Source organism: Tritonibacter horizontis, assembly GCF_001518015.1.
Taxonomy (GTDB): Bacteria; Pseudomonadota; Alphaproteobacteria; order Rhodobacterales; family Rhodobacteraceae; genus Epibacterium; species Epibacterium horizontis.
Window position 1 is genome coordinate 70,587 of sequence record NZ_LPUY01000064.1, and the last position, 10,779, is coordinate 81,365.

A 10,779-nucleotide genomic window follows, 5' to 3' on the forward strand; every position below is an offset into this window, starting at 1 on the left:
GCCCTGAGTGTCGCGTCGCGCGCGACGGTGCCGGAGCCTGCGCGCGAGCCATCGTCACATTGAATGTTCTTGTAACTGACATCTGACTGTCACAGCTTGCAGCTAACAAAAATTCATTCGGATGAAAGACACATGAACAGAGACCGTTGGCGCGAGATACGTGCAGCAATCGAGCAGGACATCATGGACGGCGTAATGGAGCCCGGGTCAAGACTGCCCACAGAACCCGCGTTGGCCGCCCTCTACCAGTCCGGGCGCCATTCCGTGCGGCGTGCCGTGGCCGAACTGGCAAAGGAAGGGCTCCTCAGTGTGGAGCAGGGCCGGGGCACCTTTGTGCAGCACCGGCCAATGCTGACCTACGCGATCGGACCGCGCACCCGGATGCGGCGCAACATGCAGGCGCAGGGCGTCGCGGTCACCTCGCAGACCCTCGGCGTTGCGCACCGGCAGGCCAGTCCCCGCGTCGCCGCGGCCCTGCAGATCGCCGTCGGCGCAGAGGTGGTCGCGACAGAGCGCCTGTCCTTCGCGGATGGGGTGCCGGTATCCTTTGGCACCCTGTTTCACGACGCCGCCCGGTTCGGCGATTTTCCCGCGCGGCGACAGGAGATGGCGTCTGTTTCTGACGTATATGCCTCTTACGGGATCACGGATTACCTGCGCGCCAGCACCCAGATGTATGCCCGCCCCGCCCGGGCGCAGGAGGCGCGGCGCTTGCAGCAGCACCCGGACATGCCGGTGCTCGTGGTGCGGGCCATAGACCAGACCCCCGACGGCCATCCCATTGCCTTTACCCATGTCATCTGGTCGGCGGCGCGGGTGAAATTCGACATCGTACACGGAGAGGATAGCGCGTGACCCAATCCCCCCCTGCCGGGGCTGCCCCGCAGACACTGCCCGACTGGCCCCATGGCGATATGTTGTCCATCCTCGCCCGCAGCGATGCCGACAGGCTCAAGGCGTTGGCAGAGCCGCTGATCGCGAAATTGCCGGACATCACCGTTCTTGAGAACCGCACCGGGCTGGTGATGCTGCCCATGCGGGACAGCGCCCAGGGCACCCATTTTCACCTCGGCGAGGTCTTGATGAGCGAAGCGCGCATTTCAGCGCAAAGCCAGGAGGCCTATGGCATGCGCCGGGGCCGGGACCTGGAGGCGGCGATGGCAATGGCCGTCATCGACCTGGCGGTTGCCATTGGAATTGAGCCGGACGCGATTTCGGCCTTCCTGCACCAGGAGGCGGCCGCCCAGTCTCAGGCAGATCGCGCCACACTGGCAAGGGTCGAAGCCACCCGCGTCGATATGGAGACCTTCTGATGACTGCCGCACCGCTTGCGTCTGAATTCGACACCCGCACCAATGCCACCTACGAGGCGCTGATGTGGGCGCTGTCCCGCCCCGGCCTGATCCGCACGCTGCCCCTTGCTGGCCTTGCGCAGATCATCGACACGCTGATTGATCGCGAATGCGCGGTCTACTGCGAGGACGCCGCACTGACGGCGCAGGCGATGCAGACAGGGGCGGTGCTGGCGCCGCCGGAACAGGCGGATCATCTGTTCCTGACCGCTCTTGAACACGCCGACTTTCTGACCCGGCTGCCCCAGGGCAGCGACCTCCACCCCGAGGCAGGGGCGACGCTGGTCTGCACGGCCCGGTTGGGCCGAGGGCCCCGGCTGCGCCTGACCGGTCCGGGATGTGAGGGCGCGGTCGAGGTCCGGATCGACGGGCTGCCCGACGGGATCTGGCAGACCAGAGCACAGGTGCTGCGCTACCCATTGGGGTTTGAACTGTTTCTGGTCGATGCAAACCGCGTGCTGGGCCTGCCCCGCTCAACCAAAGTGGAGGTGCTCTGATGGCCTATGTGGCAACGCGCGGCGGTGCGCGGGCAATTGAACAGTCACAACGACTGTTTCGCGCCGAGATGGGCACCATCACACCTGAGCGCGTGGCCGAGGTGCGGCGCGCCCTGCCCTATCTGGTGGACCGGGTGATGGGCGAGGCATCGCTCTATGATGCCGATCTGGCCGCATTGGCGCTGGCCCAGACCGGCGGCGAGCTGCACGAGGCGGTTCTGTTGTTGCGGGCCTGGCGCACGACGCAGCCCCGTCTGACCGTGGCCGATCCGGTTCTGCAACAGGATCTCTTTACCCATCGCCGGATTTCTGCGGCGTTCAAGGACATCCCCGGCGGCCAGATTCTGGGGCCAACGCTGGATTATTCGCACCGCATCCTGATGACCGAGGTGCTCTCTGGCGCGGCCCAGACCCCTGATCCGGTGGATGCTGCCGCGATCAGCGCCCCGGCGCAGCACCCTTCGGTGGCCGCCTGGCAGGCCGAAAATGGCCTGCTGAGCGCAGCCGAGCCGGACACCCGCTGCGGCAACGACATCCCCGACATCACCCGGGAGCCGCTGCTGTTTCCCGCCCAGCGCGCCCACCGGCTGCAAAGCCTGGCCCGGGCCGACACCGGCGGCGTTCTCGCGCTCGGCTATGCTGCCCAGCGCGGCTATGGGCAGGCCCACCCCACCGTCAACGAATTACGCCTGGCGGAGGCGGAGGTCATCGTCCAGCACCCCCGTGGCACCCGGTTCAGCGCCGGGCGGGTCAAGGTCAGCCAGGCCGAGGTGGTGGCAAAGACCGGATCGGACCTGCGGCTCGGATTTGCCGCCACGCTGGGCTGGAACGAGGTCAAGGTGATCGCGGCGGCCACATTGGATCTGAACGCCAAGGGCGCGCCCAAAGGGTCGGCCACCGAAGAAGAATTCTTTCTCTACCATACCGAAGGGGTCGAGGCCTCGGGCTTTTGCATCCATTTCAAGCTGCCCCATTACGTGACCTTTCAATCCAGCCTGGATGCGATGCGCGACGCCAAAGCCAGGGATCAAGCCAAAAACCAGGCCAGGGCGGCCGAGACGGCGCAGGCCACCAGGGAAGCGGAGCCGACACCATGAGCCTCAAATCTCTGACCCGAGACTGGCAGCCGATGAGCTTTGGCTTTCTGGATGCCTCGGCCAAACGCGAAATCCGGCGCACCTCGCTCAAGGCGATCGCGGTGCCGGGCTGCCAGATCCCCTATGCCAGCCGCGAGGTGCCGATGGCGCGCGGCTGGGGCACCGGCGGTTTGCAGGTGTCCTGCACCCTGATCACCCCCAGGACCCGGATCAAGGTGATCGACCAGGGGGCCGACGACAGTGTCAACGCCGCGTCGATCCGCCGGTTTCTGGCCCGCGTGTCCGGCGCGCCGACCACCATGGACACGCTGGAGGCCGATCTGATCCAGTCCCGCCATCGCATCCCCGAAGAAGTGTTGCAGGACCATCAGGTGCTGGTGCTGCAGGTGCCCAACCCGGAACCTTTGCGGCCGGTCGAACCCAACATGTCGCTGGCGCGGCAGATGCATGCGGATGCGGACTACGGCCGGATGTGGCTGCAGCTCTATGAACAGATCGTGCGCTCCGGGCGGGTGATGCAGGGGGCGAGCTATCCGAGCCTTGTAAATGGGCGCTACGTCATGACGCCCTCGCCGATCCCGCGCTGGGACGTGCCGAAACTGCATATGGCGCGGCACCTGACGCTGCTGTCGGCGGGGCGCGAAAAACGCCTGTTCGCGGTGCCCCCGTTCACCCGTGTCGAACCCCTGGTGTTTGAGGATGTGCCCTACCGGGTGGAGGACCACGCCGGGCTGAGCTGCGCCCGCTCTGGCGCCCGCGGGTTCTTCATGAACGAAATTCCACAAGCCGATGGGTCCTCGTCCTATGAGATCTCCGACAGCGAGCTTGGCGTCAAATCCATTCGTCAGCGCGACAACGAGACCGTCACCATCGGCGACACCTGGTACAAGAACGGGGAGATGGCCGGATGAGCCAGACACAACTGGACGCGCCCCGACTGGTCAGGACGCAACCGCTTCTGACCGCGCGCAACGTCTCAAAATCCTATGGGTCCGTGCCGGCGCTGCGCAATGTGTCGGCCTCGGTCTTTCCGGGCGAGGTGCTGGGCATCGTCGGCGAGAGCGGCTCTGGCAAATCCACCTTCCTGCGCTGCCTCAATCTGGAAGAGACGCCGGATGCGGGCAGCTATACGCTGGATCTGCCCGACGCGGACGGCAATCTTTTTGATCTGGACCGCTACGCGCGGCGGATGCTCTGCGCGCGCCAGATCGGGATTGTCTATCAGAACCCGCATCTTGGGCTGCTGATGAAACATTCCTCCTCGGGCAATGTTGCCGAACGGCTGCTGGTCGCGGGCGAGCGGCGTTTTGCCGTGTTGCGCGACAAGGCCCGCGCCGCGCTGGAGGCCTCGGAGTTTCCGCTGGAGCGTATGGACGCGCCGCCGATCGAACTGTCCGGCGGCATGCAGCAACGGGTGCAGCTGGCCAAGGCAATCGCGCTGGAACCGGCGCTGTTGCTGCTGGACGAGCCGACGACCGGGCTGGATGTCAGCGTGCAGGCACTGGTTCTGGACACGCTGAAACGCCTGCAACAGGAGCGCCGGATCACCATGGTGATCGTCAGCCACGACCTCGGGGTGATCCGCACGCTGGCCGACCGGGTGATGGTGATGCGGCGCGGCGAAGTGGTCGAGGCGGGTCTGGCCGATCAGGTCTTTCAGGATCCGCAACACGCCTATTCACAACAATTGGTGCATGCAAAACTATGAGCCTGATCCTAGACGTTCGCGCCCTGTCCAAAGGGTTCACCATGCATCACCTGGGCACCCGGGTTGACGCATTCCACGATGTGTCCTTCGTGTTGCAGGCGGGCGAATTCCTGCTGCTGAAGGGGCGCAACGGGGCGGGGAAATCCACCCTGCTGCGCACGCTTTACCGCAGCTATCTGGCCGCAAGCGGCCAGATCCTGTTCCACAGCAGCCATGGCGAGATTGATCTGGTGCGGGCCGCGGATGTGGATGTCACCTTTCTGCGCCGCACAGAAATCGGGTTTGTGACCCAGTTTCTGGTCGCCCGCCCCCGTGTCAGTGCCGAGGCGCTGGTGGCGGAGCCTCTGCAACGGGCGGGCCGCGCCCCCGCCGAAGCCCTGGACGAAGCCCGCCACTGGTTGCAGGCCTTTGGGGTGAAACGCGACCTCTGGCCCGCCTACCCCACGACGTTTTCCGGCGGCGAGCAGCAGAAGGTGAACCTGGCGCGCGCCCTGATCCTGCCGCAGCGGTTGTTGCTGCTGGACGAGCCAACCGCCTCGCTCGATGCCTCTGCGCGGGCGGCCCTGATCGACCGGCTTGCGGATCTGAAATCCCAAGGCACCGCGATGATTGGTGTGTTCCACCATCCCGGCGATGTCGCTGCCCTGATCGACCGAGAGATCGACCTGACGCCGGACCAGATCCCCGAGCAGACCCAGAACATGGCCGAAGACATGGAGCGCACCGATGTGGTTGTCTGATTTTGAACTCGTCCTGCCCGACCGGGTGATCCCCCATGGCTCTGTCCGGATCGCAGAGGGCCGCATCGCCGAGATCGCCGAACACGCCCGGCCCGGCGGGCTACAGGGCGCGGGGCGGACGCTGTTTCCCGGCTTTATCGACATGCATGGCGACATGATCGAACAGGAGCTTGAACCCCGCGCGCGGGTGGATTTTCCGATGTCGGTCGCCCTTGGCGCACTGGATGCGCGTCTGGCGGCAGCCGGGGTCACCACCGCCTATGCCTCGGTGTCGTTTTCGCGCGGCGTGCGCGACGGCGAGCGGCGCTCCTTTGCCCACACCAGCCGGGTGATCCGCGACCTGCATGCCGCCCGCCACACCGCGCGGGTGGACCACCGTATCCATGCCCGTTTCGATATTACCTTTGACAATGCGGTCGGGGTCCTGCGCGATTTGCTGAACGAAGGCCGGGTCGATCTGGTGTCCCTGATGGATCACACCCCCGGTCAGGGCCAGTACCGCAATCTGGAAATCCACATCCGGAACAAGGCCGCCCACCACGGCGTGACAGAGACCGAAGCGCGTCAGATGGTCACCACCGCCATCGCCGAACGCACCCGTCCGCAAGAGGCGCTGCTGTCGAACATGCAGACCGTCGCGCAGATGTGTCGCGACCACGGTGTGCCATTGGCCAGCCATGACGACGACACCCGCGACAAGGCCGCGATGATGGCGGACCTCGGGGTGGTGATATCCGAGTTTCCGGTCACCCAAGAGGCCGCAGAGGTCGCCATTGCGCGGGGTCTGATGACCGCCATGGGGGCGCCGAACGCGATGCGCGGCCAAAGCTATTCCGGCAATCTGTCGGCGCGCGACGCCCATCAGGCCGGGCTGTTGTCGATCCTGGCTGCGGACTATCACCCCGGCGCGATCCTGCCCGCCATCCGGGCCCTGGCGCGGACGGATCCGGACGGTCTGGCCGGGGCGGCCCGCATGGCCACCGCCCATCCCGCCAGGGCGCTGGGGCTGAGTGATCGCGGTGAAATCGCCCTCGGCAAAAAGGCCGATCTGAGTGTTGTGGACCCGTCCGACCGCGTCAACCTGGTGCTGCGCGCGGGCAAGGTCATCCATTCCGACGGCAGCCTGCCTTCGCCGGTGCCGACGCTGCGCGAGATCCCGCAGGCCGCAAACCGGGGCGTCAAAGAACTGTCATGCGACGTTTGAGTTGTTGTCACTGAGATCAGGTAGCTACGGAGGTGAGCAATTCATTCGGATGAATCACCATGACTGGCAACCTGATCCTCGCTGACGTGACCCGCCAATTTGGCGAAACCACCGCCGTTGACCGCGTCAACCTGTCGATTGCGCCGGGACAGTTTGTCGGCGTGATCGGCCGCTCCGGCGCGGGGAAATCGACGATGCTGCGGCTGATCAACCGGCTGGTTGACCCCACAGCGGGGTCAATTTCGTTTGACGGGGTCGAGGTCACCGCCCTGCGGGGCAAGGCGCTGCGGGCCTGGCGGCGCGATTGCGCGATGATCTTTCAGCAATTCAATCTGGTCGACCGGCTGGATGTGCTGACCAATGTGCTGATTGGCCGACTGGCAGAACATGGGTTCCTCAGCTCGATGGCGATGCGGTTTACCGACGCGGAGCGCACGATGGCGATCCAGGCGCTGGACCGGCTGGACCTGGTTCCCCAGGCGCTGCAACGCGCCGGCACGCTTTCTGGCGGCCAACAGCAACGCGTGGCCATCGCCAAGGCGCTGCTGCAAAAGCCCCGGATCATGCTGGCCGATGAACCCATTGCCTCGCTCGATCCGGCCAATGCCACCCGTGTCATGGATGGGCTGAAGCAGATCAATACCGAGGACAAACTGACGGTGCTGGTCAATCTGCACACCCTGGACACCGCGCGCGCCTATTGCGACCGCATCGTCGCCATGCGCGCCGGGCGGGTGATGTTTGACGGCACCGCAAGCCAGCTGACCGATGAAGTGGTGCGCGACATCTACGGGCTGGAAGGTCTGGCAGAGTTCAACGAGGCCGTTACCTCGACCGCCGCCCGGCGCACTGGCCGGGTCTGGGAAGACGCCTAGAAATTCCAAAAAACGCAATCAGGGGAGATCTCACCATGCGTTTCATCACTGCCACCGCACTTGCGGCCCTGCTCACCACACCCGCCCTCGCCGACGGCTGGAAAGACGACTATCAGGTCCTGAAATTCGGCATTCTGTCGGGCGAAAACGAAAAAGACCGGCTGATGCGCAATGAACCGCTGCGCGCCTACCTGGAAGAGGCGCTTGGCGTTGAGGTCGAGATTTTCACCGCCGGCAACTACGATGGCGTGATCCAGGCGATTGCCGCCAATCAGATCGAAATCGCCCGCCTCGGCTCATCCTCCTATGCGGCCGCCTATACCGCGACCGACGGCGGCGTTGTGCCGACCCTGACAACACTGAAGAAAGACGGCACCACCGGGTATTATTCCATCGTGGTGTCGCGCTGTGACAGCGGCATCACCTCGCTGGCCGATGCCAAGGGCAAAGTGCACGCCTTTGCCGATCCCGACAGCACCTCCGGCTATGCGGTCCCCTATTTCAACATGGTGACCAAGGAAGGGTTCAAACCCGAAGACTATTTTGGCACCGTGACCTTTGGCGGCAGCCATGAGGCGGATGTGACCGGTGTCGTCAACGGCACCTTCGACACCGCTGCCACCTATCAGAACAACGATGCCGATGGCGTTTACCAGCGCATGGAAGACAAGGGCATGATCGAGGAAGGCGTGGTTTGCAAGATCTGGGAATCGCCAGAAATCACCTCCGGCCCCTGGACCTTCCGCAAAAATCTGCCCGAAGCGCTGATCGAAGATGTCACCGTCGCCATCGAAGGCTTTCCCGCTGCGGATCCGGAAGGTTTCAAGCTCTACTCCTCGTTCACAGAGGAAGACCCGAACCCGGATACCGGCTTCAAACGCGTCGACACCGAACGCTATCAGTGGATCGTCGACATGCGTGCCTGGATCAAGGCGCACCGCCGCTCCAGTTCCTGAACGTAATCGCGACCACGGGTGGGCGCATCCCGCGCCCGCCCTTTGCATTCGGGAGCTTCGCCATGACTGCGACAGCAGGGATCGGGGATCGCGTGCCGCAGGTAACGCTGGACCCTATTTCGCAATTTGAATCCGACTATGCGCGCAAACGGCGACGGTCGCGCATGGGCTGGCTGATCGGCACGGTTCTGTTCGCGCTGGCCTTTGCGCTGACCTCCTGGATGGGCGACTTTTTCAAGGTCACGCAGGTCACCCTGCCCGACGGGTCGCGCGATTGGCGCTGGATCATTCCGGCCGGCATTCCGCGTCTGGGGGAATATATCTCAAAGACCATCCCGGACCTGCATTGGGACACGCTCGGCACCGATCTGGAAAACTGGTTCTGGCGCTGGAAGGTCTGGTTGCGCCTGCTGCTGGAAACCATCCTGATCGCGTTTCTTGCCACCGTCATCGGGGTCGTCGGCGGCTTTCTGTTGTCCTTTCCGGCCGCGCGCAATCTGACGCCGAACGCCTGGGTCCTCTGGATCACCCGCCGCTATCTGGAAATCGCCCGCACGGTGCCCGAACTGGTCTGGGCGCTGATCTTCGTTTTCTGTTTCTCCGTCGGCCCGCTGGCCGGGGTCGCGGCCATCGGGCTGCATGCCACCGGCGCCCTGGGCAAGCTCTACTCCGAGGTGAACGAAAACATCGACATGCGCCCGCTGGAAGGGGTCAAGGCCGCCGGCGGGACCTGGTTCGACCAGATCCGCTATGGCGCGGTGCCGCAGGTGCTGCCAAACATCATCAGCTACACGCTGCTGCGGTTTGAAATCAACGTGCGCTCCTCTTCGATCATTGGCTATGTCGGCGCCGGCGGGCTTGGCCAGGAGATCCGCACCGCCATGAGTTTCCAGGAATATCAGGACCTCTCGGCGCTCTTCATCATCATCTTCGTCACCGTGATGATCATCGACTACGGATCTGAAAAGCTCCGCCATCGGGTCATCGGGCTGGAGGCACATTCATGAGCATCTCGGCACAAGATATCGCAGCCGCGCGCGCCCGCCTGCCCCGCGCCTTTCGTGCACCGCTGCCTGTGCGCCTGCGGCGCTGGGGACTGTGGAGTGGGTTCATCATTCTGATCGGCTGGTGTCTTTATGATTTCAACATCAGCCCGGTCCGGATCTGGGAGGGGCTGGGGCGGCTCGGCACGGTGCTCGGCTTCATGTTCCCGCCGCACATTTGGCAGAGCTGGGCAGAGTTCTCCGAGATCCTCAACGGTTTGGGCGAAACGCTGGCGATTGCCTTTCTCGGCACCCTGCTTGGGGCCATCGTCGCCTTTCCGCTTTCGTTTCTCGGCGCCAAGAACATCACCCGGCTGACCCTGCTTCGCCAGACCAGCCGCCGGGGCTATGACGTGATCCGCGCCTTTGAAACGCTGATCCTGGCGCTGATCTTCATCCGCGCCTTCGGGCTTGGCCCGCTGCCCGGTATCCTTGCGATCGCGGTGAGTGAGATCGGCACCTTTGCCAAACTCTTCTCCGAAGCCATCGAGAACACCTCGCGCCGTCCGGTCGATGGCGTCAAGGCCTCGGGCGGGTCGCGGCTGCAACAGATCCGGTTTGGCATTCTGCCGCAGGTGAACCCGGTGATCCTGTCGATCCTGCTCTATAATTTTGAATCCAACGTCCGCTCTGGCACCATCCTCGGGATCGTCGGCGCTGGCGGCATCGGGTTTCTCCTGTCGGATCGTATTTCGGCCTATAAATGGGACGAAGCCTGGTCGATCATCTTTCTGATCATCGCCATGGTCTATGTCATCGACTGGCTGTCAGGCCTGATCCGCGCCCGCCTGATCGGCAAGAGCACCTTGGCGAAATGACCCGCCCGACGGCGAAAACGGGCCCCCGACGGGGCCCGAGCACAGATCGTGGTCTGGGAATGGCGCCGGGATCGGTATAAAGCTGCCCAACCGGACATCAGGGCGCTGGAGAGCGATGCTTTCATCAAAAAATACCGCGGCAGAGGCCCCGCCCCCGCGCAAACCCCGCAAGATCATCGACGGTGGCTTTCTCGTGCTGCTCGGTTTTACGGTTGTCGCCGGGCTGGCGGTGGCCGCGACCCGTGGCATGACGCGCCTGACCGAGATCCTGGCAGAGACGTTTGGTTTCATCGCGCTGCTGTCGCCCAAGATCGCAGGCGGTATCTTTATTGCCGCCCCCCTGCCGATGCTGTTGCCACGCGACAAGGTGGGCCGCTGGATCGGCCGCGAAAGCGGCCTGCGGGGGCTGGCGGTGGCGGCGGTCTGCGGCGCGGCGCTGCCGGGTGGACCGATGATGACCTTTCCGCTGGCGGCGGGGCTTGCCGGGGC

The 10,779-nt window shown here is 64.4% G+C and carries 12 protein-coding genes and 1 pseudogene; all 13 read left to right on the plus strand.

Annotated features, from left to right (window positions below; translation table 11 throughout):
* The first annotated feature begins 132 nt into the window (after window positions 1-132).
* Window positions 133-855, plus strand: a complete 723-nt coding sequence (phnF, locus tag TRIHO_RS11095) for a phosphonate metabolism transcriptional regulator PhnF (protein WP_068243262.1) — start codon at window positions 133-135, stop codon at window positions 853-855.
* Complete coding sequence (locus TRIHO_RS11100) at window positions 852-1,313, plus strand: phosphonate C-P lyase system protein PhnG (protein WP_232367771.1); 462 nt, start codon at window positions 852-854, stop codon at window positions 1,311-1,313. Before phnF ends, TRIHO_RS11100 begins: the two co-directional genes overlap by 4 nt.
* A complete protein-coding gene (gene phnH, locus TRIHO_RS11105) occupies window positions 1,313-1,849 on the plus strand; it encodes a phosphonate C-P lyase system protein PhnH (RefSeq protein WP_068243265.1) in 537 nt (178 codons plus the stop codon). Before TRIHO_RS11100 ends, phnH begins: the two co-directional genes overlap by 1 nt.
* Window positions 1,849-2,946: a carbon-phosphorus lyase complex subunit PhnI gene (locus TRIHO_RS11110; protein WP_068243268.1), complete on the plus strand. Its 1,098-nt coding sequence runs from the start codon at window positions 1,849-1,851 to the stop codon at window positions 2,944-2,946. Before phnH ends, TRIHO_RS11110 begins: the two co-directional genes overlap by 1 nt.
* Window positions 2,943-3,857 carry an alpha-D-ribose 1-methylphosphonate 5-phosphate C-P-lyase PhnJ gene (locus TRIHO_RS11115; protein WP_068243271.1) on the plus strand — a complete coding sequence of 305 codons (915 nt, stop codon included), beginning with the start codon at window positions 2,943-2,945 and terminating at the stop codon, window positions 3,855-3,857. Before TRIHO_RS11110 ends, TRIHO_RS11115 begins: the two co-directional genes overlap by 4 nt.
* Window positions 3,854-4,654: an ATP-binding cassette domain-containing protein gene (locus TRIHO_RS11120; protein ID WP_068243274.1), complete on the plus strand. Its 801-nt coding sequence runs from the start codon at window positions 3,854-3,856 to the stop codon at window positions 4,652-4,654. Before TRIHO_RS11115 ends, TRIHO_RS11120 begins: the two co-directional genes overlap by 4 nt.
* Window positions 4,651-5,394: a phosphonate C-P lyase system protein PhnL gene (locus TRIHO_RS11125; RefSeq protein WP_068243277.1), complete on the plus strand. Its 744-nt coding sequence runs from the start codon at window positions 4,651-4,653 to the stop codon at window positions 5,392-5,394. The genes TRIHO_RS11120 and TRIHO_RS11125 overlap by 4 nt, the downstream gene beginning before the upstream one ends.
* Complete coding sequence (locus tag TRIHO_RS11130) at window positions 5,381-6,598, plus strand: alpha-D-ribose 1-methylphosphonate 5-triphosphate diphosphatase (RefSeq protein WP_068243280.1); 1,218 nt, start codon at window positions 5,381-5,383, stop codon at window positions 6,596-6,598. The genes TRIHO_RS11125 and TRIHO_RS11130 overlap by 14 nt, the downstream gene beginning before the upstream one ends.
* A gap of 59 nt (window positions 6,599-6,657) precedes the next feature.
* Window positions 6,658-7,473, plus strand: coding sequence for a phosphonate ABC transporter ATP-binding protein (phnC, locus tag TRIHO_RS11135; protein ID WP_068243283.1), 816 nt, complete (start codon window positions 6,658-6,660; stop codon window positions 7,471-7,473).
* 35 nt (window positions 7,474-7,508) lie between these two features.
* Complete coding sequence (phnD, locus tag TRIHO_RS11140; RefSeq protein ID WP_068243286.1) at window positions 7,509-8,429, plus strand: phosphonate ABC transporter substrate-binding protein; 921 nt, start codon at window positions 7,509-7,511, stop codon at window positions 8,427-8,429.
* 62 nt (window positions 8,430-8,491) lie between these two features.
* A complete protein-coding gene (phnE, locus tag TRIHO_RS11145) occupies window positions 8,492-9,436 on the plus strand; it encodes a phosphonate ABC transporter, permease protein PhnE (RefSeq protein WP_068243289.1) in 945 nt (314 codons plus the stop codon).
* On the plus strand, window positions 9,433-10,290 hold the full coding sequence (gene phnE, locus TRIHO_RS11150; RefSeq protein WP_068243291.1) for a phosphonate ABC transporter, permease protein PhnE: 858 nt from the start codon (window positions 9,433-9,435) through the stop codon (window positions 10,288-10,290). The genes phnE (TRIHO_RS11145) and phnE (TRIHO_RS11150) overlap by 4 nt, the downstream gene beginning before the upstream one ends.
* A 115-nt stretch (window positions 10,291-10,405) precedes the next feature.
* Window positions 10,406-10,779, plus strand: a pseudogene (locus tag TRIHO_RS11155) (hypothetical protein); the annotation flags it as partial.

Coding starts and splice junctions, on each gene's coding strand:
- phnD (WP_068243286.1), top strand. CDS start 7,509: ATGCGTTTCATCACTGCCACCGCACTTGCGGCCCTGCTCACCACACCC.
- phnC (WP_068243283.1), top strand. CDS start 6,658: ATGACTGGCAACCTGATCCTCGCTGACGTGACCCGCCAATTTGGCGAA.
- phnE (WP_068243291.1), top strand. CDS start 9,433: ATGAGCATCTCGGCACAAGATATCGCAGCCGCGCGCGCCCGCCTGCCC.
- phnH (WP_068243265.1), top strand. CDS start 1,313: ATGACTGCCGCACCGCTTGCGTCTGAATTCGACACCCGCACCAATGCC.
- TRIHO_RS11115 (WP_068243271.1), top strand. CDS start 2,943: ATGAGCCTCAAATCTCTGACCCGAGACTGGCAGCCGATGAGCTTTGGC.
- phnE (WP_068243289.1), top strand. CDS start 8,492: ATGACTGCGACAGCAGGGATCGGGGATCGCGTGCCGCAGGTAACGCTG.
- TRIHO_RS11125 (WP_068243277.1), top strand. CDS start 4,651: ATGAGCCTGATCCTAGACGTTCGCGCCCTGTCCAAAGGGTTCACCATG.
- TRIHO_RS11120 (WP_068243274.1), top strand. CDS start 3,854: ATGAGCCAGACACAACTGGACGCGCCCCGACTGGTCAGGACGCAACCG.
- phnF (WP_068243262.1), top strand. CDS start 133: ATGAACAGAGACCGTTGGCGCGAGATACGTGCAGCAATCGAGCAGGAC.
- TRIHO_RS11130 (WP_068243280.1), top strand. CDS start 5,381: ATGTGGTTGTCTGATTTTGAACTCGTCCTGCCCGACCGGGTGATCCCC.
- TRIHO_RS11110 (WP_068243268.1), top strand. CDS start 1,849: ATGGCCTATGTGGCAACGCGCGGCGGTGCGCGGGCAATTGAACAGTCA.